General features: G+C 47.6%; 22 protein-coding genes. 16 read left to right on the forward strand and 6 right to left on the reverse strand.

All coding sequences use genetic code 11. From position 1 onward, the window contains the following. Positions 1–25: 25 nt before the first annotated feature. Complete coding sequence (locus JXR92_RS16580) at positions 26–1606, reverse strand: hypothetical protein (protein WP_138345277.1); 1581 nt, start codon at positions 1604–1606, stop codon at positions 26–28. Between the two features lie 201 nt (positions 1607–1807). Between JXR92_RS16580 and JXR92_RS16585 the strand changes: the two genes are divergently transcribed. From JXR92_RS16585 to JXR92_RS16640, 12 genes are all read left to right on the forward strand, one after another. Then, complete coding sequence (locus JXR92_RS16585; protein WP_138345275.1) at positions 1808–4627, forward strand: glycoside hydrolase family 2 protein; 2820 nt, start codon at positions 1808–1810, stop codon at positions 4625–4627. A 96-nt stretch (positions 4628–4723) separates the two neighbouring features. After that, positions 4724–6811 carry a BT4734/BF3469 family protein gene (locus JXR92_RS16590; RefSeq protein ID WP_138345273.1) on the forward strand — a complete coding sequence of 696 codons (2088 nt, stop codon included), beginning with the start codon at positions 4724–4726 and terminating at the stop codon, positions 6809–6811. A 64-nt stretch (positions 6812–6875) separates the two neighbouring features. After that, the gene (locus tag JXR92_RS16595) at positions 6876–7430 is read left to right on the forward strand and encodes a DUF5063 domain-containing protein (RefSeq protein ID WP_008665189.1); all 555 of its coding nucleotides are present in this window, start codon (positions 6876–6878) and stop codon (positions 7428–7430) included. A 3-nt stretch (positions 7431–7433) separates the two neighbouring features. Continuing rightward, a complete protein-coding gene (locus JXR92_RS16600; protein ID WP_138345271.1) occupies positions 7434–8057 on the forward strand; it encodes a 3'-5' exonuclease in 624 nt (207 codons plus the stop codon). A 39-nt stretch (positions 8058–8096) separates the two neighbouring features. Next, a complete protein-coding gene (locus JXR92_RS16605; RefSeq protein WP_117922846.1) occupies positions 8097–9278 on the forward strand; it encodes a class I SAM-dependent rRNA methyltransferase in 1182 nt (393 codons plus the stop codon). A 314-nt stretch (positions 9279–9592) separates the two neighbouring features. Next, entirely contained in the window at positions 9593–10849 is a 1257-nt protein-coding gene (locus JXR92_RS16610) for a nucleoside permease (RefSeq protein WP_117964164.1), read from the forward strand. A 26-nt stretch (positions 10850–10875) separates the two neighbouring features. Further along, positions 10876–11460 (forward strand): bifunctional nuclease domain-containing protein, encoded by a 585-nt coding sequence (locus JXR92_RS16615; protein ID WP_117964163.1) that lies wholly within the window; start codon positions 10876–10878, stop codon positions 11458–11460. Between the two features lies 1 nt (position 11461). After that, the gene (locus JXR92_RS16620) at positions 11462–12160 is read left to right on the forward strand and encodes a 16S rRNA (uracil(1498)-N(3))-methyltransferase (RefSeq protein WP_117964162.1); all 699 of its coding nucleotides are present in this window, start codon (positions 11462–11464) and stop codon (positions 12158–12160) included. 22 nt (positions 12161–12182) lie between these two features. Beyond that, the gene (locus JXR92_RS16625) at positions 12183–13736 is read left to right on the forward strand and encodes a DUF4836 family protein (protein ID WP_138345269.1); all 1554 of its coding nucleotides are present in this window, start codon (positions 12183–12185) and stop codon (positions 13734–13736) included. 41 nt (positions 13737–13777) lie between these two features. Next, positions 13778–14422: an ATP-binding cassette domain-containing protein gene (locus JXR92_RS16630; RefSeq protein WP_138345267.1), complete on the forward strand. Its 645-nt coding sequence runs from the start codon at positions 13778–13780 to the stop codon at positions 14420–14422. Between the two features lie 11 nt (positions 14423–14433). Further along, on the forward strand, positions 14434–15639 hold the full coding sequence (locus JXR92_RS16635; protein WP_138345265.1) for an ABC transporter permease: 1206 nt from the start codon (positions 14434–14436) through the stop codon (positions 15637–15639). Between the two features lie 619 nt (positions 15640–16258). Continuing rightward, the gene (locus tag JXR92_RS16640; RefSeq protein ID WP_250648412.1) at positions 16259–17221 is read left to right on the forward strand and encodes a glycoside hydrolase family 31 protein; all 963 of its coding nucleotides are present in this window, start codon (positions 16259–16261) and stop codon (positions 17219–17221) included. Between the two features lie 147 nt (positions 17222–17368). Here JXR92_RS16640 and JXR92_RS16645 read toward each other — a convergent pair whose 3' ends face one another. Continuing rightward, positions 17369–19228 carry an SLC13 family permease gene (locus JXR92_RS16645; protein ID WP_005832990.1) on the reverse strand — a complete coding sequence of 620 codons (1860 nt, stop codon included), beginning with the start codon at positions 19226–19228 and terminating at the stop codon, positions 17369–17371. A 78-nt stretch (positions 19229–19306) separates the two neighbouring features. Then, entirely contained in the window at positions 19307–19582 is a 276-nt protein-coding gene (locus JXR92_RS16650; protein ID WP_005826936.1) for a putative quinol monooxygenase, read from the reverse strand. A 166-nt stretch (positions 19583–19748) separates the two neighbouring features. Here JXR92_RS16650 and JXR92_RS16655 point away from each other — a divergent pair, with 166 nt between their 5' ends. Further along, positions 19749–20042: a YtxH domain-containing protein gene (locus JXR92_RS16655; protein ID WP_035449063.1), complete on the forward strand. Its 294-nt coding sequence runs from the start codon at positions 19749–19751 to the stop codon at positions 20040–20042. A 169-nt stretch (positions 20043–20211) separates the two neighbouring features. On the opposite strand, the gene JXR92_RS16660 is transcribed toward JXR92_RS16655, so the two are convergent. Beyond that, a complete protein-coding gene (locus tag JXR92_RS16660) occupies positions 20212–20562 on the reverse strand; it encodes a winged helix-turn-helix transcriptional regulator (RefSeq protein ID WP_117600485.1) in 351 nt (116 codons plus the stop codon). A gap of 213 nt (positions 20563–20775) precedes the next feature. Between JXR92_RS16660 and ung the strand changes: the two genes are divergently transcribed. After that, positions 20776–21438, forward strand: a complete 663-nt coding sequence (ung, locus tag JXR92_RS16665) for a uracil-DNA glycosylase (protein ID WP_044467915.1) — start codon at positions 20776–20778, stop codon at positions 21436–21438. A 4-nt stretch (positions 21439–21442) separates the two neighbouring features. Here ung and JXR92_RS16670 read toward each other — a convergent pair whose 3' ends face one another. Beyond that, a complete protein-coding gene (locus tag JXR92_RS16670; RefSeq protein WP_022401173.1) occupies positions 21443–22150 on the reverse strand; it encodes a TIGR02757 family protein in 708 nt (235 codons plus the stop codon). A 193-nt stretch (positions 22151–22343) separates the two neighbouring features. Here JXR92_RS16670 and JXR92_RS16675 point away from each other — a divergent pair, with 193 nt between their 5' ends. Then, entirely contained in the window at positions 22344–23201 is an 858-nt protein-coding gene (locus tag JXR92_RS16675; protein WP_034529538.1) for an AraC family transcriptional regulator, read from the forward strand. A 342-nt stretch (positions 23202–23543) separates the two neighbouring features. Further along, positions 23544–24440 carry a DMT family transporter gene (locus JXR92_RS16680; RefSeq protein WP_138345832.1) on the forward strand — a complete coding sequence of 299 codons (897 nt, stop codon included), beginning with the start codon at positions 23544–23546 and terminating at the stop codon, positions 24438–24440. Positions 24441–24446: 6 nt separating this feature from the next. Here the strand turns inward: JXR92_RS16680 and JXR92_RS16685 are convergent, their stop codons facing one another. Further along, a complete protein-coding gene (locus tag JXR92_RS16685; protein WP_117600486.1) occupies positions 24447–25463 on the reverse strand; it encodes an N-acetylmuramoyl-L-alanine amidase family protein in 1017 nt (338 codons plus the stop codon). Between the last annotated feature and the right edge of the window lie 82 nt (positions 25464–25545).

Below are 25545 nucleotides of genomic sequence, written 5' to 3' on the forward strand. Positions count from 1 at the left end.
TCTACGAAAAAGGCAATCAACCTCTTTATCCATTCCTCATGTTCTTTTTAAATTCTTCCCATTGCCAGTCAGGAAAGTTCAATGTATCATTTACGATTCTCCACGCGTCCTTTGGTAGGTCTAATAGAGTTTGCAATATTTTCCATGCATTTATTATTATAGATGTAGCATCGCCCTTTGTACACACCTTTCTTAGTGTTGCCCCGAAAGATCTGCCGTTCATTGTCATCAGAATCTTGTTGATATGCGTGTAAGGAGGTGAAACAGCCACTATTCTATTATTTTCTTTACCACACTTAGAAGTATCTAATGTTTTCAAATAAAATTGCATATACCCCAGAAGAAGTATAATCACATAGACAAATTGTTTATTAGTTTTCTTCTGGAAATCTCGCTCTTTCACATCTCCGTTTCCTACTATCCGCCACGCTGCCTCATAGTGTTTTTCTTTTGTTAAGTATCCACTTTCAGTGGCCTTTTCCAGCAGCTTCTCAAACAATTTTTTATTTGTCTTCCCCTTTCCCTTTTTCGACATTCGGCCTATCTTTTCAAGCAGTTCCTGATATGCCTCTTTTGTAAAGTTAACATCAGCAGAGAAACGTATCTTATCCTCTTTTTGAGACTCTTTCCGGGAGTCAGAACGTTTTCTCAGAGCCTCAACATCTTCATTTTCAAGATACCCCTCATATACACTTCTTATAAGACGAACCGCCCTTGCACCCACCTCCACAATATCCTCATCTTCATGAAGAGTAATCCAAAAGGGCCAATAAGTATGGTTGTTCGCATTATTTGTAGGCTTAAAGCGATGAGTGAAAGATTTCCCCGGAAATGTATTTTCAAGAACAGCAGTAACATAATAACGAATATCTTTCCATTCTTCATTGAACATTTTTTCCCCATCTTCATCATTCCCATCAAGAATCAGCCCCTTACATCCATAATAAATGCCGACAACCGGTTCATACACATCATATTCTATCAGAAATTCATACCCTCTGCATCCATCCTTACTGTACAATGTCCCCAGCTTGTACATCATGTGATGTGGAGCCTTGTTCCCATGAAAAGAAGCATCCGCTTTAAAATCCTCCACTTCATCCAGCAGCCTCATCTTCTTTTTATAAAACTCTGAAGCTTCGTCATTTAACCTTTTCCAATGCTCCCGGTTCCTCTCTCTGATTTTATCTTTCTCCATCTCAGAGACAACCTCCTGACAGTTCACATCACATTCGGCCCCATCAAAATCAATGCTAACACTGGAAAAGTATTCAAGGGCTGCCTGCACTTCTTTCTTTTTAGCATAGACCTGCCTCGCTATAAAGATGCAAGCCTCCCGCGTAAGGTGATAGTTTTCCACGCTCCTACATGCACCAGAGCCTACCCCAACCATTTCAACCATCAGGTTAAAATGGTCATCCACATTTATGCCATCCGCTTCGGCGGACTTCATGGCCTTTGCCAATGGAACGGAAAATTTCTGGTACGTACTATACCCCAAAGCAGCGCACAATTCCCTCGAAGTCCAGTATGACCGTCCTTGCCCATCAAACTTCCTTATTTTCTCAAAAGGTGATTTATCACTGATTTTCAATTCTTTATTCATAAAGACAGAAACAAATTACATGATATAAAAATCCTCATCTATAATGACGAACACTCAACAACACTAATATCAAGCATGAAGATAGCAATAAAAAAACATCCCGTCACATAATTGGAAACATTTTGTATACAGAGAGACGGGAGCAATGCCCTATATTTGCAACCGGTCAATCAATCACCGGCCATGAAAAACAGGTAGTTTATGAGAAATTTCATTGTATTATGCTTATTGGCATGTCTGGCATCATGTACAGACAAAAAAGAATTCCAGACAATAAGAGAACGAATCGATTTATCAGGAAATTGGAACAGTTCATTAGGGAACTGCACATTGCCCGGTACGACGGATGAAAACAAGTTGGGAGACGGCAGGCATCCCACCAATGTAACCTCCCAGTTGACACGGACTTATCCCTACTCCGGCATCGTAGAATATGAAAAAGATGTTGAAATTCCCGTACAGATGGAAGGGAAACGCCTGATACTCTTCATGGAACGTACAAAGCCCAGTACTCTCTGGATAGACGGGGACAGCGTCGGCACGTTGGGACATATCTATGCACCTCACTGCTATAGCCTGCCGGCCTTGGCACCCGGCAGCCACCATATAAAGATACGCATTGACAATTCCCCCAGCTCCGTACCAGCCGAAATCCAAAGCTCGCATGCCTGGACCGACGGCACACAAACCAACTGGAACGGCATTCTGGGCGATTTCTACATCGAAGCGACCCCACACACCTATCTCGAGCAGGTACAAGTCTACCCGTCTGTAAAGGAGAAAAAGGCCCGCATCCATGTAAACATATACAGCGATTCGGAGCAATCGGGCGTAGTGACCCTTTCTGCCAAGACGTGGAACACCCAACAAGAACACCAGTTACCGGACATGGAAAAACAAGTCGGCTTGAGCAAAGGTGAAAATAAAATAGAACTGACGCTCGACATGGGCAACCGGATGCAGACATGGAGCGAATTCCACCCCACACTTTATGCACTGAACGTGACCCTTGCCACAAACGAGGGTAAAGACAATATAATAACAGATTTCGGTATGCGCGACTTTGCCACCGAAGGTACTCAGTTCACCATAAACGGCTTCAAGACCTTCTTGCGCGGCAAACACGACGCTTGCGTATTCCCACTTACCGGATATGCGCCGATGGATGTAAAGTCCTGGCGAAAAGTTTTTCAGACAGCCAAGAGTTATGGCATCAACTACTACCGTTGCCATTCCTACACCCCGCCCCGCGCCGCTTTTGCCGCTGCCGACATCGAGGGTATCTATTTCCAAGCCGAGTTGCCTTTATGGGGAAGCATTTCACCGGACAACCATCGCTTGAATGACTTCTTGCTGAACGAAGCCTATATGACCCTCGACTACATGGGCAATCACCCCTCATTCACCATGTTGGGACTGGGCAACGAGTTGGGTGGCGACGTTGACCTGATGCGCAATTGGCTGGACGGATTCAGAAAACATGACAACCGCCATCTCTATTCGTTCGGTTCCAACAACTTCCTGGGTTGGGGAGGTGCCATAGACGGTGAAGATTATCTGACAACCTGCCGGGTAGGAGGAGGCGAAGGCTATACAACGCACGTACGCAGTTCATTTGCCTTTGTCGATGCCGAAAAGGGAGGTATCTTGAACAACACCCGTCCCAATACCCGTGCGGATTATACTGCTGCCATAGCGAAATCTCCCCGACCGGTCATCAGTCACGAAACCGGACAGTTCCAAATTTATCCCGACTACAAGGAGTTGGAGAAATACACCGGCGTATTGCATCCATATAACTTGGAGATATTCCGTGACCGGCTCAATGAAAATGGACTACAGGACCAGATTGACGCATTCCATCAGGCCACCGGCCGGTTTGCCGTCGAATGCTACAAGGCTGATATTGAATACGGCCTGCGCACTGCCGGTTTAGGCGGATTCCAGATGCTCGACCTTCAAGACTTTCCCGGACAAGGCTCGGCACTGGTAGGCATTCTGGATGCTTTCATGGACAGCAAAGGCATTGTCACTCCCGAAACATTCCGCGGCTTTTGTGCTCCGGTGGTACCGCTGGCGCTTATGGACACCTACTGTTACAGCAACAAAGAAGAGCTGAACATAGGCCTCGCCCTGACAAATTACGAAGAGCAACCATGGTCTGATGCATTATACTGGCGTCTGGAAAGCCTGAGTGACAGCGTAACTTTTGTTCGCGAAGGCAAAGTCCCCGCCCATGTAGAGCAAGGAAAAGTAATGCAGGTGGGCGAGTTGAAAAGCACCCTTACCGAAATAGACAAGCCTGCCCAATTGCGACTGACACTGACCACCGGGAATTATCATAACTATTATAACTTATGGGTATACCCCGACCGGACACCGGAAAGCGAAGCGGACATCTTCATCTGTCAGTCCTTGGATGACGAGGCGCGAAAGAGACTGAGCCAAGGAGGGAAGATACTGCTTATACCCGACCACAAAGCCATTGAAGAACAGAGTGTAGGCGGACTTTTTACTCCTGACTACTGGAACTATGCCATGTTCAAAAGCATTTCGGAAAACGCCGGCCGCGAAGTTTCGCCGGGCACCCTCTCCTTGCTGATGGACGAGAAACATCCCTTGTTCCGGCAGTTCCCCACCGAGTGCCATAGCAACTGGCAATGGTGGAGCATCGTACGCCATGCCCGTCCCTTTATTCTGAACGCTACACGCCACGAATACAAGCCGCTTATCCAAGTAGTAGACAATGTGGAGCGGAACCACAAGTTAGGCTTGCTGTTCGAATTTGCCGTAGACAACGGTAAGGTATTGGTTTGTATGAGCAACCTCGAAGCAATTCGCCACACTCCGGAAGGAGGTCAGCTGCGCAATGCCATTTTAAGCTATATGAAGTCGGCTGAGTTCTCTCCCACCGAGACGCTGACCTCACAGCAGTTGCAGCACATATTAACAACCGAGGTGAAAAAGCAAGACATTGTCGGCGTGAAAAACCAGTCGGATTACGACGTACAGCCGGAATAAAAAATAAGTATGAGAAGTTTCATCATAATTCCACTTTTCCTCGGCTGTCCCGTCATTTTTCAGTAGCTTTGCGGACTTTAATACAGCAAACAACCCATGAAACTTACCCTTATACGCACCGCTCGTGAAACCGGCAAAGAGACATTCAGCACATGGCCCAGCGACACCTTGATGGAGAAGATGAAAACCGAGAACAAAGCCGGACACATATCCGCCTTGCGCAGCCTCATTCCCCACATCACCGGAAGCAACGGACACTACCCCTGCATAGACAAACTGCCACGCATCTGCCCTGCCGCAGAATATGCCCGCAGCAAAGAGGGGGAAAGATACCTGAAAACCTACAACGGACTGGTACAGATTGAAGTCAACCACCTGGCCAATGCCGTGGAAGTGGAGCAAGTAAAGCGCCAGGCGGCCCTGCTGCCGCAAACTTTTGCCGCCTTTTGCGGAAGTAGCGGACGAAGCGTAAAAATATGGGTACTGTTTGCCACCCCCGACGGTTCGCGCCCCAGGCAGGAAGAAAAAATCAGGCTGTTTCATACCGCTGCCTACCGGCTCGCCGTAAACTGTTACCAGCCCCTGCTCCCCTACCCCGTCACACTGAAAGAACCTGCCGTGGAGCAAAGCTGCCGCATGACGCTCGATGACCGTCCCTATTACAATCCGTCTGCCGTCCCTTTCTGTTTGGAACAGCCTTTGTCCGTGCCCGACGAGCCCACCTTCGGCCAACGGAAACAGACCGAAGCAAACCCGCTGATGCGCATTGCCCCCGGCTATCCGGCCTCCCAAACCTTCTCCATCCTCTTCGAAGCCGCCCTGAACCGTACCTTCGAAGAGCTGGAAAACTGGAAACGGGGCGATGACCTTCGCCCCCTGCTCTACCTGCTTGCCGGGCATTGCTACAAAGCCGGCATTCCCGAAGAAGAGGCAGTACGTCAAGTCATGATGCACTACTACCGCGAAGCGGATGAACAGCTGGTACGCATGACCCTGCACAACCTCTACCGCGAATGCAAAGGCTTCGGCACCCGCAGCAGCATGACCCGCGACCAAATCACCGCCTTCCGCCTGGAAGAATTCATGAACAGACGCTATGAGTTCCGCTGGAACACCGTGCTGGGAGAATTGGAATTCCGCCAACGGGACTCCATACACTTCCACTTCCGCCCTGCCGACCAGCGGGTAAGAAGCAGTATCGGACAGAATGCCCTGAAAGAAGGAATCAGCGTATGGGACAGAGATGTGGCACGCTACCTCAACTCGGACGCCATTCCCTTGTACAACCCCATCGAAGAATATCTGAACAGCACCGGACATTGGGACGGCAAGGACCGTATCCGCGCATTGGCCGACCTCGTCCCCTGCAACAATCCGTACTGGCGGGAACTCTTCTACCGCTGGTTTCTCAGCATGACGGCGCACTGGCAAAACATCGACCGTCAGCATGGAAACAACACGTCTCCCCTACTGGTCGGAGCCCAAGGCTATCGTAAAAGTACCTTCTGCCGCATCCTGCTGCCACCCGAACTGCGCTTCGGATATACCGACAGTATCGACTTCAAAAGCAAGCAGGACGCAGAGCGGAGCCTCGGCCGCTTTTTCCTGATAAACATCGACGAATTCGACCAAATCAGCGTCAATCAGCAAGGTTTTCTAAAGCATCTGCTGCAGAAACCCGTGGCAAACCTGCGCAAGCCTTACGGCACCGCCATCCAGGAAATAAGACGCTACGCCTCCTTTATAGCCACCAGCAACCAGAAAGACCTGCTGACAGACCCCAGCGGCAGCCGCCGTTTCATCTGCATCGAAGTCACCGGCCCCATCCATACCAATGTCACCATCAACTACCGGCAACTCTACGCACAAGCCATGGATGCCATAGCCAAAGGTGAACGCTACTGGCTGGACGATTCCGACGAAGCCATCTTGAAACAGACCAACCGGGAGTTTGAACAGCCCACACCGTTGGAACAGCTCTTCCTCTGCCACTTCCATCCCGCCGAAAATGAAGAGGAAGGAGACTGGATGACCCCTAAGATTCTCTCCTTCTTGCAAACCAAGACCAAAGACCGGCTGTCCATCAATAAAGTGGCTCTGTTCGGACGTGCACTCCACAAACTGGGCATCAGCAGCCGCCGGAAGACAAGAGGAACAGAATATCATGTAGTGAAAAAAGAATAATCCTGCCAATTAATTTGCTTCTACTTTCGGTTTGCGCTATCTTTGCGTTTCAAATCAAGAAGATATGAAAAAAGAAAGTCAAGTGATATTCGACCGGAATGCCGTAGAGTTTGTGACCGTAGCCGCCGAGTTTTGCAAGTTTCTGGAACAAGCGGAAGGGGTGAAACGTTCCGCGTTCGTCGATACCTCCTTAAAAATACTTCCGCTGCTCTACCTGAAGGCCTCCATGCTGCCCGAGTGCGAAACCATAGGAGACGAGGCGCCGGAAACATTCGTCACCGAAGAGACCTATGAGGTACTCCGCATGAACCTCGCCAATATCCTGGCCGAGAAAGACGACTACCTGGACGTATTCGTATCCGACATGAAGTATAGTGACCAGCCCATCACCAGGAACATTTCCGAAGACTTGGCCGACATATACCAGGACATCAAGGACTTTATCTTCGTATTCCAGCTGGGTTTCAACGAGACGATGAACGATTCGCTTGCCATCTGCCAGGAAAACTTCCGCCTCCATTGGGGACAAAAGCTTGTCAACACCCTGCGTGCCCTGCACGAGGTGAAGTATGCGCAAGGCGAGGATGAAGAGGAGGAAACCGCAGACTTTGAATATTAAATTATGGTTATCAAAAGAACAATAGATAAAGAAACAGTGAAAGACCTGCCCAAAGCCACCTTTCCGGGACAGATACATGTCGTACAGACACCGTGGGAAGCGGAGAAGGCAGTCGCCTATCTGAAGTCCTGCCCGTTGCTGGGCATAGACAGCGAAACCCGTCCATCGTTCACAAAAGGACAGATACACAAGGTGGCCCTGCTGCAGATTTCCTCAGAGGAACATTGCTTTCTGTTCCGCCTCAACCTGACGGGACTGACTCTGCCGGTTATCACATTGCTGGAAAACCCAAGTGTAACGAAAGTAGGCCTTTCCTTGCGGGATGACTTCATGATGCTGCACAAGCGTGCTCCTTTCGAACAACATGCGTGCATTGAATTGCAGGAATACGTCCGCGCTTTCGGCATCCAGGATAAAAGCCTGCAAAAGATATATGCCATCCTCTTCGGGGAAAAGATTTCGAAAAGCCAGCGCCTTTCCAACTGGGAAGCCGAAACCTTGACCGAACCGCAGAAACTGTATGCCGCCACCGATGCCTGGGCATGCCTCAACATCTACAACAAGCTGCAAGAACTGAAACGGACAGGAGATTTTGAGATAGAAGCCAATAATAATGTGGTAATGTAATGCACATTATCACATTACCACATTAATCACATTATATATATGTACAAAGTATACCTTAAACCCAATAAAGAGGAGTCATTAAAGCGTTTTCACCCGTGGGTGTTTTCCGGCGCCATCGCACATTTCGACGGAGAGCCCGAAGAAGGGGAAGTTGTTGAAATCTACACGTCCAAAAAGGAATTCATAGCCAAAGGGCATTTTCAGATTGGCAGTATCGCCGTACGCGTACTGACCTTCCGTCAAGAAGAAGAAATCAATGCGGACTTCTGGAAACGCAAACTCAGCATAGCATACGACATGCGCCGCAGTATCGGCATAGCCGGAAACCCGACAAACAACACCTATCGCCTGGTGCACGGGGAGGGAGACAACCTGCCGGGGCTGGTTATCGACATTTATGCCTGTACCGCAGTGATGCAGGCACATTCTGCCGGCATGCACCTCGACCGCATGGCCATTGCCGATGCCCTTACCGAAGTGATGGGCAGCCAGATTGACAATATCTATTACAAATCGGAGACGACCCTTCCCTTCAAGGCCGACCTCTATCCGGAGAATGGTTTCTTGAAAGGCGGCAGCACGGACAATGTAGCCATGGAGTACGGCCTGAAGTTCCACATCGACTGGCTGAAAGGCCAAAAAACCGGTTTCTTCGTAGACCAACGCGAGAACCGTTCGCTACTGGAACGTTATGCCAAAGGCCGCAGCGTACTGAATATGTTCTGCTATACCGGCGGCTTCTCCGTATATGCTATGCGTGGAGACGCCAAACTGGTGCATTCCGTGGACAGCTCCGCCAAAGCCATCGACTTGACCAACAAGAACATCGAACTGAACTTCCCGGGTGACACCCGCCATGCCGCCTATGCAGAAGATGCCTTCAAATACCTTGACCGCATGGGCGACCAATACGACCTGATAGTTCTTGACCCTCCTGCTTTTGCCAAGCACCGCGATGCCCTGCGTAATGCCCTGCAAGGCTACCGCAAACTCAATGTCAAGGCTTTCGAAAAAATCAAGCCCGGAGGTATTCTTTTCACTTTCTCGTGCTCGCAAGCCGTCAGTAAAGAGAACTTCCGCACGGCCGTGTTCACAGCCGCTGCCATGTCCGGCCGCAGCGTACGCATCCTGCACCAACTGACACAACCTGCCGACCACCCGGTAAGCATCTATCATCCGGAAGGGGAATACCTGAAAGGGCTGGTTCTATATGTAGAATAAAGGAAAAAGAAGGCCTCATCGGCCTTCTTTTCTTAAATAGAGTTAATAAAAAGTAGAAAAGTGCCAAAATAGCATGTTATATAACATAAACCATGTATATTTGCACTGTGTTTTTCATGGTATTAGATTTAAGGTTAATAAAGATTGGGTGTCTGGGATAGATACCCTTCTTTTTTTATAATACATTCCTTCCCAAAATCCATCCCTCATTAATCTCTTTCGTTGAAGAAAAAGCCGTACAGAACTTGTTTTTCTCCTAGTCTCATTGTACATTTGCATCTATTACATAATTTAAAATATAAAAAGCTAATATTATGAGCATCAAATTCCGACTCACTGCCATGCAATTCCTGCAATTCTTCGTTTGGGGAGCATGGCTGATTTCATTAGGTGGTTACATGGGCGGTACGTTACATTTTGAAGGCGGACAAATCGGAGCAATCTTTGCAACCATGGGTATAGCCTCACTGATAATGCCCGGACTGACCGGTATCATCGCCGACAAATGGATAAACGCCGAACGCCTTTATGGCATACTCCACCTTATCGGTGCCGGTGCTCTGATTTATGCTTCCACTGCCACTACGTACACCCACATGTACTGGGCCATGCTGCTCAACATGCTTGTTTATATGCCCACGCTATCCCTGGCCAACACCGTGTCCTACAATGCGCTGGAAAGATATAAAATGGATTTGGTAAAAGACTTCCCCCCCATCCGTGTATGGGGAACGGTAGGCTTTATCTGTGCCATGTGGGCTGTGGACCTTACCGGGTTCAAGGCAAGTGCGGCACAACTCTATGTGGCAGCCATCTCGGCAGCCATGCTGGGGCTTTACGCCTTCACCCTGCCTGCCTGCCCTCCCATGCGCTGCGAAGGAAAAACGATGCTCTCCGCTTTCGGACTGGATGCACTGGTGCTGTTCAAGCGCAAGAAGATGGCCATCTTCTTCCTATTCTCCATGTTGCTGGGAGCCGCCCTCCAAATAACAAACACCTATGGTGACCTTTTCCTGGGTTCGTTTGCTTCCATACCGGAATATGCAGATTCGTTCGGTGTGAAACACTCCGTCATCCTGCTCTCCATCTCGCAAATGAGTGAGACGCTGTTTATCCTTGCCATCCCCTTCTTCCTGAAACATTTCGGAATCAAGCGTGTTATGTTAATCAGTATGTTTGCATGGGTATTCCGTTTCGGGCTTTTCGCCCTCGGAGACCCGGGAAGCGGACTTTGGATGCTCATTCTCTCGATGATTGTCTACGGCATGGCATTTGACTTTTTCAATGTATCGGGCTCGCTGTTTACAGAAATGGAGGCACATCCCAGTATCCGTGCCAGCGCACAAGGCTTGTTCTTCATGATGACGAACGGTGTGGGAGCCATCATCGGAGGTTATGCCAGCGGAGCCGTGGTGGATGCCTTCTCGGTATATGCCGAAGGCGGAGGACTGGTAAGCCGCGACTGGACACCGGTATGGTTTATCTTTGCAGGATATGCCTTAGTCATTGGTCTGTTATTTGGAATAGTATTCCGCTATAAGCATAATCCGGAGAAAATAGAGAAAAACTGATTGAAAATCAGGTTGATTTAATAGGTATGAATAAGAAGAAGATAGAACTACAAGTACTAAACATTTCCAACAGCCAGGCGCAAGCGGGCGCCTATGCCCTGGTACTGGGTGAAGCGGGCGGCGAGCGTCAGCTTCCGATTATTATAGGTGCCACCGAAGCACAAGCTATGGTCATCGAGATGAAAGGTATTGTACCGCCCCGTCCGCTGACCCATAACCTATTCGCTTCCGTTCTTGAAGTGCTGGGCGTAAAACTGATGCGTATTCTTATCTATAAAGTAGACAACGGAGTATTCTACTCTTACCTTTATATGAAAGCCGAAGAAACCATTCTCCGGATTGATGCGCGTACCAGCGACGCCGTTGCCCTGGCATTGCGCATGAATGCCCCTATCTTTGTCTACGAAGACATCCTCGAAGCAGAATGTCTGAAAACCGTCGAAGGTTCCATCGACCCGATGGAAGGCAGCGAACCGGACAAAGACGAACTGCTGCAGGAAGACACGATAGGCATACTGAAAACGGCCCTGCAAAAAGCAGTCGATGAAGAGGACTATGAACGTGCCGCACAGCTAAGAGACCAGATTAACCAACTCAAGAACAATTTGTAATATGCACGTATTCTATACCCCCGACATACAAGCCCACGCAGAGCTGCCCGAAGAGGAAGCCGCACACGCCGTACGCGTCTTGCGCTTGCAGGCTGGAGACGAGGTCATGTTGACAGACGGAAAAGGCTGCTTTTATCGTGCCGAAATCAGTACGGCTACAAACAAGCGCTGTCTGGTGAATATCCTGGAAACCCTTCCGCAAGCCCCCTTGTGGAAAGGTCATCTGCACATTGCCATGGCGCCTACCAAGAATATGGACCGCACAGAGTGGTTTGCCGAGAAAGCGACGGAAATTGGGTTTGACGAACTGACATTCCTGAACTGCCGTTTCTCGGAACGGAAAGTCATCAAGACGGAGCGCATTTCCAAAATACTGGTTTCCGCCATCAAGCAGTCGCTCAAGGCACGCCTGCCCCAACTGAATGAGATGACAGACTTCAACAAGTTCATCACACAGCCTTTTCCGGGCCAGAAATTCATCGCCCACTGTTATGAAGGCGAAAAACCGCTTTTGAAGGATATGGTACATCCCGGAGAGGATGCCCTCGTACTAATCGGTCCCGAAGGAGACTTCAGCGAAGAGGAAGTCCGGAAGGCGGCGGAAAACGGGTTTATCCCCATCAGCCTGGGAAAATCAAGGCTGCGCACAGAGACGGCGGCACTGGTTGCCTGCCACATCCTCAACTTACAGAATCAATGATACTCACTAAAACAAAAACTATATGAAAAAGAACCTATTCTTCCACTTCTCAGTACTGGCAATGCTCATCGTGCTGATAAGCGCTTGTTCGTCCAAAAAGTCGGAATATACCAATGTGATTCCCTCCGATGCCTCGCAAGTCATCGCTGTCAATTTAAAATCATTGGCAGACAAGGCCGGTACCAAAGATAAAGAGACTAAAGAAGCACTGCAAAAGCTGACAGATGCCTTGAAAAGCGATATGAATGCAGCCACTTTCCAACAATTGGAGGCTGTACTGAAAGACCCTGCCAAATCGGGAGTGGACGTTCATGCGCCCATCTATATCTTCAATGCTCCCTCGTTCCCCTACACCACCATGATAGCCAAGGTTCAGAACAAGGATGACTTGCTGAAACTGCTGGAAGTTACGGAGAAAGAACAGATAATCAGCCACGTGTCAGAAGCGGACGGCTACAGCTTTGCACAAATCAACAAGCAGGCACTGCTCGCTTTCACTCCCACCACGCTTATGGTGGTGAACTACACCGGCACATCGCAATTGGAAAAAGTCAAGGAGGAAATACCCGCCCTACTGAAACAGACGGAAGAGAACAGTATCAACAGCAATACTGCTTTCAAGAAGATGCAAAAGCAGAACGGAGACGTCAACATGCTCATTACTCCCTCCAGCCTGCTGAGTGCCTATGCCAGTCCGCTGAATTACGGAATATCCCAAAGTATTGATTTGAAAGATTTGAAGATGCTGGGAAGCCTCTCTTTCGAAAAAGGAAAAATTGAGCTGAAGATAGATAACTATACAGAGAATGCAGAACTGAAAGCTCTCTTCGAAAAGCAGGCCAAAAGCACTTGCCCCATCGAAAACACATTTCTGAAATATTTCCCCAAATCTACGCTGGCACTGCTCAGCATAGGTATCAATGGAGAGGAGTTCTACAATGTACTGCAAGAGAATGAGCAGTTCCGCAACGATTTCTCCATTACCAAAGCCGCTGAAGTAAAGGACTTGTTCAGTGCTTTCCACAACGACCTGACCATAGGCCTTATCAATGTAACCATGAACAGTAATCCTTCTTTCCTTGCCTACGCCAGCGTAAAGAACGATGCTCCTCTGAAAGCCCTTTATGAGAAAAAGTCCGAACTGGGACTGAAACGCGGCGAAGACATCGTGAAATTGAATGAGAATGAATATGTCTATAAATCACGCGCTATCAACATTTTCTTCGGCATACGAGACAAACAAATGTACGCCACCAACGACGAACTGCTGTATAAGAATGCCTGCAAGACCGCTGACCCGTCTGCCAAAGAAACAGACTTCGCTTCCAGTCTGAAAGGCAAGCGTACAGCCTTTGTCATCAATGCGGAAGCCGTACTCGACCTGCCCGTTATAAAATTGCTTGTTGGGTTCGGCGGACAAGAGTATAGCACCTATTACTCGCTGCTCGGCAATATCTCGTATCTGGAAGCTGTCGGTAACGAGGACAAGGCAACCGTTACCCTGCAACTGAAGAATAAGGATGTAAATGCGTTGAAACAGATTGTGGACTTCATCAAGCAGTTTGCAGGAATGTAATTTAAGGATTAAAGATTAGAGATTAAGGATTAATACCACTCATGAATAGGATTCACCTACGGCAAACACTACCTCAAGTGTTTGCCGACCGTGATGCCATTACCTCAGACGTATGGCATCGGGACATTACGTTCCACAAAGGGAAACGTTATCTCATAGAAGCCGCTTCGGGTACCGGAAAGTCATCGCTTTGTAGCTATATTTACGGCTATCGGCACGATTATCAGGGAATCATCAACTTTGATGAACGCAACATCCGTTCACTCTCCGTCAATGACTGGACAGATATACGCAAACACTCTCTCAGCATTCTTTTTCAGGAGTTGCGTATCTTTCCCGAACTTACCGCCATCGAGAACATACAACTGAAGAACCGGCTTACCAATTTCAAAAAAAGGAAAGAAGTCCTTACCCTCTTTGAGGCCATCGGCATTGCCGACAAGGTAAACGAAAAAGCCGGAAAGCTATCTTTTGGCCAGCAACAAAGAGTCGCCTTTATCCGCAGCCTCTGCCAGCCTTTCGACTTCATCTTCCTGGACGAACCCATCAGCCATCTGGATAACGAGAACGGAACAATCATGGGCAAACTGCTGACAGAAGAAGCCAGCCGCCAAGAAGCGGGAATCATAGTGACTTCCATAGGTAAGCATCTGGAACTAGAGTATGACGAAATTTATAAATTATAAATGTAGCTAATATGAATCGACTTGTTTGGAAACTTCTCCGCCAGCACATCAGTGTCGGACAGCTGGCAGGCTTTTTCCTCGCCAATCTCTTCGGCATGATGATTGTATTGCTGAGCGTACAATTCTATCGTGATGTCCTTCCCGTTTTTACGGAAGGGGATAGTTTCATGAAGAAGGAGTATATCATTGCTACCAAAAAAATCAGTACTCTGGGCAGCTTTGCCGGGAAAAGCAATACCTTCTCCAAAGAGGAGATAAAGGACCTGAAAGCCCAACCTTTTACTAAGGGGGTAGGCGCGTTCACTCCTTCCCAGTTCAAGGTTTCTGCCGGACTCGGTATGCAGGAAGCCGGTATCCGTCTGTCAACGGAGATGTTTTTCGAGTCTGTACCCGACGAATATGTGGATGTCAGTCTGGACAAATGGCATTTTGACGAAGATGCCCGGGTAATTCCCATCATCATTCCACGTAACTATCTGAACCTCTACAACTTTGGCTTTGCACAAAGCCGGAGTCTGCCGAAACTCTCCGAAGGCCTGATGAGTCTGGTACAAATGGATGTGATGATGCGGGGTAACAGACGTGTGGAACAATATAAAGGCAACATTGTAGGATTCTCCAACCGGCTGAATACCATTCTCGTTCCCCAATCCTTCATGGACTGGGCCAACAAGAACTTTGCACCGGAAAAAGAAGCGGAACCGTCCCGGCTGATTGTGGAAGTGAAAAATCCTACCGACACAGCCATCACCGACTATTTCCAGCAAAAGAATTACGAAACCGAAGGCAACAATCTGGATGCCGGGAAGACAACTTATTTCCTGCGCCTCATTACGGCCATCGTCATGGGAGTAGGATTGTTCATCAGCATTCTGTCATTCTACATCCTGATGCTGAGCATCTTCCTGCTTCTCCAAAAGAATACGGTAAAACTGGAAAACCTGCTGCTGATAGGATATAGCCCGACGCAGGTAGCCACACCTTATTATATACTGACAGTAGGGCTGAATGTACTGGTACTGCTCCTCGCCATAGGCTGCGTGGCATGGGTGCGCAGTTACTATATAGAAGTAGTCCAAAGCCTCTTCCCGCAATTGGAGAGCGGATCACTGCTTCCATGTATATTGATCGGTTGCCTATTATTTTTTGCTGTATCACTGCTGAATATTTTGGCAATAGGCAAAAAAATTATCAGTATCTGGAAAGGGAGAAAATAAAGATGGAAAAATTCCATCCAGCAAATATAAAGTTCATGATATGCCATCATTACAGCAAGCATCCGCCTCTACATATACCGCACCCGAAAGGAGATGGAACGGAAACACAAAGAAGAAATCCTTTTGCTCCGCATCCGCAACTTGATAAAGCAGTGCAGCCGTTATGAAGCGGAACAAAAGAAATGTACGGTTGCCACCTCTCGGAATATGCGGAAAAAATGCAGAAATCAACCTGAGTGTTGTTCCGTTTCAACAAGATTGTTGCCGTCTAAAGAGGATTCAGGGCTACTTTTGCAGCATAATTTTAAAAGAACCATGAAAATGAATTTTATGAAAAGAGCCGGCTTCGTGCTGACTTGTGCAACCATGCTTGCAAACTTGTGTGCCGCCCAGAACACAGAACGCACACCTCAAGGAATGAAATGCACCACATAAGGAATGGACATCCGTGTGGAATTCTATTCGCCTTCCATTGTGCAGGTTTCAAAACTCCCGAAGGCAAACCCTACAACAAAGAAAGTCTGGTAGTGGTCACAAGCTGAATGCCAAGCTGATGATTGTGGCATGACCCGGCTTTGGCACCCACACAGAGCAACGCAAGGAGTTGGATGCCAAAGGGATGATTATCAACTTCAACACTTGGCCACCCAAAAGTGGCACACGCCCCTACGACGTCTACAATCCCGAAGCAAGGGACATTTATTGGAAATATCTGAATAAAGGCATTTTCAGTTACATCGGCAACGACGACTGGTGGCTCGATTCTACAGAGACTGACCATATCAACCGACAAGAATCAGACTATGACCTTCCCACTCACTTGGGGTCTTACCGGAGTGTAAAAAATGTCTACTCACTGATGAACAACAGCGGAATAGCCTCGCATCAAAAGGCTTTGAGCAAAGACAAACGCGTTGTCATCCTGACCCGTTCCGGATTTATCGGACAACAACGTTACGGCTGCAACACCTGGAGTGGTGACGTGACCTCCACTTGGGACATGCTGGAGAAACAGATTCCTGCCGCACTGAACTATACCTTGATGGGCATCCCGAACTGGAACAGTGACATAAGTGGCTTCTTTACCGGACGCTGGATGCAGTTCGGCACTTTCTGCCCGATAATGCGTTCGCACGGTACGGAGTTGCCCCGTGAAATCTGGAACTTCGGCAAGCGTGGCGAGTGGTGTTTCGATGCCCACGAGAAGATAATTAATCCGCGCTATCGCCTTCTGCCCTACGTTTACAGCACTTTCTGGGATGTGTTCCACAATGACGGTACATTCAAGCGTCCTTTAGTAATGGATTTTGCGCCGGTTTACCTCCCTCAAGGCGCAGACTGGTGGGACTTCTGGAGTAACGAAAAGCAGCAGGACAGACAGACCTTGAACCACAGTGTATCGTCAGAGGACAAGGCCCGTCCTCTGACGATAGAAGAGCGGGAAAGCAGTTTTCCGAACATGCTGAAAAGCCGCAAGTTCAAGGTTGTCCTGGTCGGTCAGGACTCCGGTACGGGAGACCGTCCGATGAAAGGCAGAAAGACAATAAGCTATGCAGGAAAGAAAAAGAGTATAAAGCTGTAACAGTAAAAAGGAGGAACGTGTCAAAACTACCTTACTATTTTTTAGGCGCGGATTACGCAGATTTCAAGAATCCAATTTGCATAGTCCGCGTTACTCCACGTAATCCGCGCCTAATATTACAGCATAATGAAGTGGTCATATACTTTGCTAAAAAGGAAACAACAACGGCAGCACAAATACCATCACCACTCCCATAATAATCTGCAACGGGAGCCCCACTTTTATATAATCCATGAATGTATATTGTCCTGCCGGCATCACCAGTGCATTGGGCGGTGTAGAGAATGGAGAAGCGAAACACATACTTGCCGCAACCGTCACGGCAAACAAGAACGGAACGGGACTTACTCCAATCTGAATCGCACTTTGAAGAGCAATAGGGGCCATCAGCACTGCCGTCACCGTATTGCTGATGAACATGGTCATCAATGAAGTGGTGAAATAGATACCTGCCATCAACACAATAGGACCATAACTGCCCAACCCACTTACAAGACTGTTGGATATATATTCCGAGGCACCGGTCTTTTCGAGTGCAAGAGACATGGGGAGCATGGCTGCAAAGAGTACAATTGTTTCCCAGTTTATCGTTTTATAGGCGGCTTCCACATTCCTGAAACATCCCGTCAGCACCATCAGCAAACCGGCAATCATCACCGCTGTCACCGGGGCCACCGGAATAAAGTCGAAGACCATCATGGCAACCATCAGCACCATGATAGCGGCAGCTATGGGCGCTTTATAATCCAGCGTCACTTTGGCGGCTTCTGCCAAAGGCTGTCCCAATACCACCCAATCGGAATCTTCCCTGCTTATCCGTGCGATGTCCTGCCACGCACCCTGCACCAGCAAAACATCACCACTATGCATACGCTCACGTCCCAATTCACGTAATATATATTCCTTTTTACGACGGATGCCCAATACATTTACATTAAATTTATCACGGAACCCAGCTTCCTTCACCGTCCGGTTCACGATATTGGAAGAAGGCATCAACACAATTTCGGCAATTCCGATGTCATAAAAGTCAAGGGACTTGTCGGCTTTAGAGGCTTCTTCAGTGGTATGCCCGTCGAGCATTTCCATTAAAAAGTCTTCAGCAAAACGATTTACGTTCGATACCTCTCCCGTAATATAAAGCACGTCGCCCACCCAAATAGTCGTATCGGGTGATGCCAATTTCTGGGTAATAGTTTTCAGGAATCTATGTTGGGAAGAGTCTACACGCCGTACTTCAATGATATTCAGACCATACTTGCGGCGTACATCCAGGTCTATGATGGTTTTTCCTATCAGACGGGAGTCATTGACAGCCCTCAAACGGAACAGGTTGCTGGAAAGTCCGTACTCCTGTACCAGTTGGTCCAATGATTTACCTGACAATGTTCCGTCATTCTTTTTGCCTTTCTTGGAGAGAAACCATTTGGTCAGAGGCATTAAAACCAAAGTTCCCACTATCACGCACACAATGCCCACCGGCAAGAAGGAGAAGAAAGACAGCGGTTCAAAGCCCGCTCCCGTCAATGTATTCTGAATGACCAAGTTAGGAGGCGTACCGATAAGTGTCATCATACCGCCCATACTGCTGGCAAAAGCCAAAGGCATCAATAAACGGCTGGGATTCATTCCGGCACTCAGCGCCAAGCTCACCACGATAGGCAGCATCAAAGCCACCGTTCCCGTATTGCTCACAAAAGCACCAATGGCAGAGGTAACCAGCATCACCAGCAAGAAGAGTTTCAGTTCGCTCTTGCCCGCCAGCTTTAAAATGCGCGAACTTATCATTTTAGCCAGCCCGGTCTGAAAAATGGCGCCGCCCACAACGAACAAACCCACCATCATAATCACCACCGAGTTGGAGAAGCCGGAAAGGGCCTCTTCAGGAGTAAGAATCTGAAATATCAATAAACCAATCAGCGCACAAAGCGCCACAATGTCCGAACGGACTTTGCCTGCTACAAAAAAGGCAGCGGAGAGAACAAGGATAATAAGGGTAATCAGCATAAATATGTATATTAAGAATGCACAAATATACTTATTTACGCATGATCACACAACCCCTTACTACCTCAAATTACTGATTCAGAACTCGAATTTTTCCAACTTCATGGCAGCCAGCCCCTGGATTTTGGGCACCAGGGCCACAAAATGGTCTGCTTTTTCATGGGCAGACAATGACTCTGCATCTTTCCATGTTTCACAAATCATAAGAACATCGCTGCGAGTGGCGCTCTCAAACACATCATAGGCAATGCATCCATTGTCCTTCAAGGAATATGCGACCAGTTCTTTGGCAGATTCCAATACTGCGGCACGGTTCTCCGCACTTACCTGAATAAAAACATTTAATCTAATCATACTTGTATAAATTTTAAGTGCATCGCAAATTTAAGCAGAATAAATATCTCCACCAACAAAAGTAAATTGTTATTAATTCCTTTCCCGCCGGATGAACCAATCTTTGGCAAGTATGTTGTCTCATCAGAATTGATTCTAACTTTAACTATTAAAAACTGACTTGATTATGAAATGTAAAGATTCTAATTTCTGGATCGGACTGGGAATAGGTTCGGTTGCCGGTGCATTGGCCTACCACTTCTCCCGTACGGAGAAAGCTAAAAAGCTGGAAGATGCCATATGCCGTGCCATCCACAAAGCAAGTGGCGAAGCCAAGGAGTTCATTAACACTGCTGAAGAAGAAGCATTGCACGTTGGCACCAAAGTAGCAGACAAGATGGCCCATGAGGCCCATGAGGCCGCAGAGAAAGCTGACAATCTGAAAAACAAGGTTCACAATTTTGCCGATGCTAAGAAATAAAACAAGCACTTGGAAACTTCTGAAGGGGTGTGTCAAAATTCACCACAGATTACACGGATTAACACAGAATGAGCTTAATCTACTGATAATCAAAGATGCTTATCTGTGCAAATCTGTGTAATCTGTGGTGAATACCAGTTTCGACACACCCTCTTTGCATATCGACCCATCAGTTCTGCAGACTGCGCCGATTCAAAATATCATTCATATGCTCCAATGCCCATCCTACCAAAGATTCAATATGCGGCATCAGGCTACATCCGGTTTCTGTAAGGTTATACTCCACACGGGGAGGAACTTCCGCATAGACTTTCCTGACAATCAGCCCGTCCGTCTCCAATGAGCGCAATGTAACCGTCAACATCCGCTGGGAAATATCCCCTATGGTTTTCTGTATATTGCAAAAGCGCATCGTTCCATTCGCTTTCAGTGTGACCAGCACAAGCATTGTCCATTTGTCTCCCAACCTGCTCAGTACATCCCGTACCGGACAAGCATCCATACGATGAAAATTTTCCATTCCTTTATTTTACCAATCAGTTCAACCTCAGCAATGGCGACTCTATGCTTAGTGTCCGGCATTGCACCACAAAAGTAATAAACTTACTCAAAATAACTATCGTTTCATACAATAATAAAAACATTCTTTATACTCATAAAAGCATCCGTCTCATCCGGATTATTTGTATGTTTGCAACATCATTTCCCATTCATATGTAACTGCAAGACTCTTATGAACGTAAAAATAGAAGAAAGCTGGAGAAAACGCCTGCAAGAGGAGTTTGACAAACCTTATTTTGAGAAGCTGGTAGCATTTGTAAAAAGTGAGTACGGGCATGCCAACGTGCTACCTCCCGGCCATCAGATTTTCCATGTCTTCAACTCTTGCCCGTTCGAAAAAGTGAAAGTCGTCATACTCGGACAAGACCCTTATCCTAATCCCGGTCAGTATTATGGAGTCTGCTTTTCCGTACCGAAAGGAGTAGCCATTCCCGGTTCTCTGGCAAACATATTCAAGGAAATACATCAGGACCTGGGAAAGCCCATTCCGACTTCCGGAAATCTGGACCGTTGGGTAGCGCAAGGCGTGTTTCCTATGAATTCCGTCCTCACAGTACGTGCCCACGAAACCGGCTCGCACCGGAACATGGGATGGGAAACCTTCACAGACGCTGTTATCAAGAAACTGAGTGATGAACGGGAGAATCTTGTATTCATGCTTTGGGGAGCGTACGCGAAAGAAAAAGCCGCTTTAATCAATAGCAGCAGACACTTGATTCTGACTACCGTCCATCCGTCCCCACGTTCTGCCGAATACGGATTCTTCGGTTGCAGGCACTTCAGTAAAGCCAACGATTTCTTACGGAGCAGAGGGATACAAGAAATTGACTGGTAACACGCTACAATACTCCGCTGACTCCGCTTCCAAACAAAGCAAAGTCCCCCAGGCACGGGTCATCCGGAAAGGCCTCTGCCAGAGCTTCAGTAATCCGGCGGGCATTCTTCAAAGAAAATGTTTCTGTCTCGGTGAGTCCCAAAGCATAGGCCACACGGCAGACATGCGTGTCCAAAGGCACAATCAGGTCCCTGCAATCAAATCTCTCCCAAATACCAAAATCCACTTCCGGACCTTTCCTTATCATCCAGCGCAAAAACATGTTCAGTTTCTTTTGGGGGCTCTTTGCCGAGACTTCCAAAAATGCACATAACCTTTCCATCGGATTACCGGCATACGTACATAAGGCATCCTCCAGACTGTCAAAAGCAGAATAGGCAGCATGCAAACGCCTGAAATAGGAATGAAAGTCAGCATAAGAAAGCATTCGGTAAAAACTGCTTCTGTCCGTAGCAGGGAAGTCATTCTTCCATCGGCAGGACAACACGTATTGATGAGGTGATACCCCCATCAACCTATGCAACTCATCAGCCTTTTTCAATATCTGCTTACGGTTGCCGAAACTCATGATGGCAGTCAGCAGCCCACTGATTTCAATATCCTGCTTCCGTTCATAGCGATGTGGAAACTGTACGGGGTCGTTCTGAATGAAGCCGGCGCAATGATAGGCCGCCGCCCACTCCCAAAGTTGTCTTTTAATCTCCTCGGTCATCTGCAAGCATTTGTTTTTTCATCTGAAATGCAAAGATATTGCAAATCGAATGCAAAACTTTCATGCTTGCACGAAAAAGTTGTGCCGGGATATAGCTTATCTTATTTAAAGATATTGCATTTATAGCAACATCGGACAAGTAACCTATTTCTTTTCCTCCTATTTTTGCAACATGAAAAAGCCCAATAGAGCCATGCAGCAGAAAAAAACAACCCAGGAGGAATACCAAAAGTGTGTGAACGCAGTAGTGGATTATATAAATCTGCACCTCGGAGAAGAAATTGACCTGAAATCTTTGGCCAGGATTTCCCATTTCTCTCCCTTCTACTTCCACCGCATCATGAAAGCTTTCCTGGGTGAACCCGTCGGTACGTTCATTGTCCGGACGCGTACCGAAGCCGCTGCCCGGTTGCTTCGTTACTCGGACATGCCGATAGCGGACATAGCCTACCGTATAGGCTACTCTTCGCCTTCGTCACTGTCGAAAGTATTCAAGCAGTTCTACGGCATTTCACCATTAGAATACCGTAACAATAAAAACTTTGTAATTATGAAACCAGCCATTATTCGTCCGGAACTGGAACTGAAACACGAAATCAAAGAAGTTCCTGCCCGAAATGTGATTTACATCCGCCTCTTTGGCGACTATAAACTGAACGACTATTGCAGCGCATGGATGCGCCTTTGCCAGTTCATCCAGGAAGAAAAACTGCCTATGGGAGAAGTGATGCCCTACTGTATCTATCACGATGACCCCAAAGTGACACCCGCTGAAAAGCTGCGTACCGATGTATGTATGGTCCTACCCTCATTTGCAACGGCCAAAGGAGACATAGGATTTAAACAGCTCGCGGCAGGCCGCTATGCCATATTCCTATACAAAGGTCCATACGAACATCTGCAGGCCGTATACGATACCATCTACGGGAAGTATATCCCCGAAATGGAATGTAGCTTACGGGATGAATCCAGTGCGGAACGTTACCTGAACAACCCCGCAGATACGGCGCCGGAGGAACTGTTGACAGAGATTTATATTCCGGTAGAGTAGGCAAACTGTTCTGCCGGAGCTATCAGACTTTCTCCCCGGAAGAGTTTAGGAGCCGGACAGCGAACAAGTATTCGTTCCTCCATGGAGTAAAAATCGTTCCACCATGGTGGAACGATTTTTACTCCGCGGTGGAATGATTTTTACCTCATGATGGAACGAATAAATATCAGGCAAGCCGGTCGATACTATATTAGATACCCATATCTATACTGTATTGTAAAAAAAGGACACTCCCTTGTCTGTATGCTTGTTTTTATTCATTAATTTTGCACGACGCAATGCGAATCAAGCAATTGACGCAAACAGATAATTTTAAAATCTCCATTAAAATCAAGATAAAAAATGCAAAATGTTTCCATAAAAGGGTTTATATATGCGGCTCTCTCCTCTGCCACCTTCGGGCTGGCTCCTTTCTTCACCATTTCATTACTCCTTGCGGGCTTCTCCTCTTTCGAAGTATTGGCCTACCGATGGGGAATAGCTTCACTTACCTTGGTCGTTTTCGGCATTATGCTGGGCGAGACATTCCGCATCAGCAGGAAAGACTGGGGAACGGTGTTCATCCTCAGCCTGCTCCGGGCAGCTACCTCCTTCAGTCTGGTCATCGCCTATCAGAACATAGCCAGCGGAGTGGCATCCACCATTCATTTCATGTATCCGCTGGCCGTGGCACTGGCCATGATGGGCTTTTTCGGAGAAAAGAGGTCATTCGCCATTCTGTTTGCCGTGTTGGTGTCACTAAGCGGAGCTGGACTTTTGTCATCCGGCAAAATAGACTTTGAAGGAGGAAACACGACCATCGGGCTGATTGCTGCCGGCCTGTCCGTATTCTTTTATGGAGGATATATCGTAGGAGTAAGGAAGAGCCGTGCCGTGCAGATTCCCTCCACTGCATTGACATGCTACGTAATGGGGCTGGGAGCCTTGTTCTTTATTATAGGAGGATATCTGACCGGAGGCATCCGGCTGGCCAATGATACCCACACATGGCTGAATATTCTCGGACTGGCGCTGCCGGCAACAGCTATATCCAACATCACCCTGGTAAAAGCCATTAAATACATAGAGCCTACACTGACTTCCATTTTCGGGGCCTTGGAACCTCTGACAGCCGTAGTTATCGGTTGCCTGATATTCAATGAAAGCTTCACACCGGCCAGCGCCATCGGCATGGCGCTGATAATAACGGCCGTTACAGTCGTGGTGGTACACGAAAAGAAAAAGGAGAGTGAGAGTTGATTGTCCTTATTTCGCCTTTTTATAATCCGTGATGAAACCCTCCATCATCCACTTGGCCAAGGCCTGGCGGTTCGAACTGATTACAAAACGGCGCTGGTCAAAAGTGTTCTGGATATTTCCCAATTCCACGAATACGGAAGCGGGAGAAGTATTGGCTAACACATAAAGATTGCGTGCGCTGACAGTTCCGGTAAACCCACGGTTGGGCTGGTGCTTGTCATATTTCGATTCGAAAGTTTTCTTCATGGTCTTAGCCAGACGCTTGCTGTCGGGCTTGCTTTTAGAGTGGTAAAAGAACACATCGGTCTGATGGCTCTTACTGCGACTGTCCACATGAAGGAAAATGGCACGGCAATATTTATAGTTCTTGCGATCCTTCTTGTAAAACTCATTGATTTTGGCGCAACGTTGCCGGAGACGTGCCACTTGGTTCAAGGGTATGGGAGCTCCCATGCACGTCTCACGTTTGCTGTTGGAAAGGTACTTGTCATCACGGATTCCGTCTTTAGCATCCTGGATAATGATACGGACTTCCGCCCCCTCTTGCATCAAGTTACGGGCAAGGCGCAAAGCCACATCATACGCATACTCATCTTCATGCAGTTCTACTTTGCCGATTCTGCCGATAGCTCCGGGGTCGGGGCCTCCATGTCCGCTCACTACATAAAAACAAGCGCCCTGCAAACGGTTAGATGTCACTTTTACACTGGCAAGCGCTTTCCCGAACAAAGGTTCATTGATTGTCTTCTTCCCATTGCCAACCGGCTTTGATAATGGGGGCAGTACATACTTCACTCCCAGCCGCAATTCCTCCTTCCCTTTAAGAAGTTTCTTGTTCAGCTCCAAAAACTCCTTATAATAGGCTCTCCCCGGGCGCTTGTTACGTTCCAGGAAAACAGAGATTCCTTCTCCACGTCTCGGACTATCCCGCTCTTCCTGAGCCGAAGCATTAAAAGCAAACAAAGTACAAAAGAGGATGGTCAGTAAACAAAATATGCGTTTCATATTCCAATTATTCATCATTTATTCGGTTCGCTACAAATTTCCAGCCGCTAATTTATAGCATTTTACCATACTTAAGCACAAAATTATAATTTTTTCCCTA

Origin of the sequence: Bacteroides parvus, assembly GCF_017309675.2 — a bacterium.
GTDB classification, from domain to species: Bacteria; Bacteroidota; Bacteroidia; order Bacteroidales; family Bacteroidaceae; genus Bacteroides; species Bacteroides uniformis.

What these genes read in the sequence shown, in the direction of transcription:
- JXR92_RS16585 (WP_138345275.1), top strand. Translation starts at nt 1,808, where the DNA reads ATGAGAAATTTCATTGTATTATGCTTATTGGCATGTCTGGCATCATGT.
- JXR92_RS16660 (WP_117600485.1), bottom strand. Translation starts at nt 20,562, where the DNA reads ATGGAAAATTTTCATCGTATGGATGCTTGTCCGGTACGGGATGTACTG.
- JXR92_RS16645 (WP_005832990.1), bottom strand. Translation starts at nt 19,228, where the DNA reads ATGCTGATTACCCTTATTATCCTTGTTCTCTCCGCTGCCTTTTTTGTA.
- JXR92_RS16685 (WP_117600486.1), bottom strand. Translation starts at nt 25,463, where the DNA reads ATGATGAATAATTGGAATATGAAACGCATATTTTGTTTACTGACCATC.
- JXR92_RS16620 (WP_117964162.1), top strand. Translation starts at nt 11,462, where the DNA reads ATGCACGTATTCTATACCCCCGACATACAAGCCCACGCAGAGCTGCCC.
- JXR92_RS16595 (WP_008665189.1), top strand. Translation starts at nt 6,876, where the DNA reads ATGAAAAAAGAAAGTCAAGTGATATTCGACCGGAATGCCGTAGAGTTT.
- JXR92_RS16600 (WP_138345271.1), top strand. Translation starts at nt 7,434, where the DNA reads ATGGTTATCAAAAGAACAATAGATAAAGAAACAGTGAAAGACCTGCCC.
- JXR92_RS16655 (WP_035449063.1), top strand. Translation starts at nt 19,749, where the DNA reads ATGAAATGTAAAGATTCTAATTTCTGGATCGGACTGGGAATAGGTTCG.
- JXR92_RS16625 (WP_138345269.1), top strand. Translation starts at nt 12,183, where the DNA reads ATGAAAAAGAACCTATTCTTCCACTTCTCAGTACTGGCAATGCTCATC.
- JXR92_RS16650 (WP_005826936.1), bottom strand. Translation starts at nt 19,582, where the DNA reads ATGATTAGATTAAATGTTTTTATTCAGGTAAGTGCGGAGAACCGTGCC.
- JXR92_RS16635 (WP_138345265.1), top strand. Translation starts at nt 14,434, where the DNA reads ATGAATCGACTTGTTTGGAAACTTCTCCGCCAGCACATCAGTGTCGGA.
- JXR92_RS16680 (WP_138345832.1), top strand. Translation starts at nt 23,544, where the DNA reads ATGCAAAATGTTTCCATAAAAGGGTTTATATATGCGGCTCTCTCCTCT.
- JXR92_RS16590 (WP_138345273.1), top strand. Translation starts at nt 4,724, where the DNA reads ATGAAACTTACCCTTATACGCACCGCTCGTGAAACCGGCAAAGAGACA.
- JXR92_RS16630 (WP_138345267.1), top strand. Translation starts at nt 13,778, where the DNA reads ATGAATAGGATTCACCTACGGCAAACACTACCTCAAGTGTTTGCCGAC.
- JXR92_RS16615 (WP_117964163.1), top strand. Translation starts at nt 10,876, where the DNA reads ATGAATAAGAAGAAGATAGAACTACAAGTACTAAACATTTCCAACAGC.
- JXR92_RS16580 (WP_138345277.1), bottom strand. Translation starts at nt 1,606, where the DNA reads ATGAATAAAGAATTGAAAATCAGTGATAAATCACCTTTTGAGAAAATA.
- JXR92_RS16675 (WP_034529538.1), top strand. Translation starts at nt 22,344, where the DNA reads ATGCAGCAGAAAAAAACAACCCAGGAGGAATACCAAAAGTGTGTGAAC.
- ung (WP_044467915.1), top strand. Translation starts at nt 20,776, where the DNA reads ATGAACGTAAAAATAGAAGAAAGCTGGAGAAAACGCCTGCAAGAGGAG.
- JXR92_RS16670 (WP_022401173.1), bottom strand. Translation starts at nt 22,150, where the DNA reads ATGACCGAGGAGATTAAAAGACAACTTTGGGAGTGGGCGGCGGCCTAT.
- JXR92_RS16640 (WP_250648412.1), top strand. Translation starts at nt 16,259, where the DNA reads ATGATTATCAACTTCAACACTTGGCCACCCAAAAGTGGCACACGCCCC.
- JXR92_RS16605 (WP_117922846.1), top strand. Translation starts at nt 8,097, where the DNA reads ATGTACAAAGTATACCTTAAACCCAATAAAGAGGAGTCATTAAAGCGT.
- JXR92_RS16610 (WP_117964164.1), top strand. Translation starts at nt 9,593, where the DNA reads ATGAGCATCAAATTCCGACTCACTGCCATGCAATTCCTGCAATTCTTC.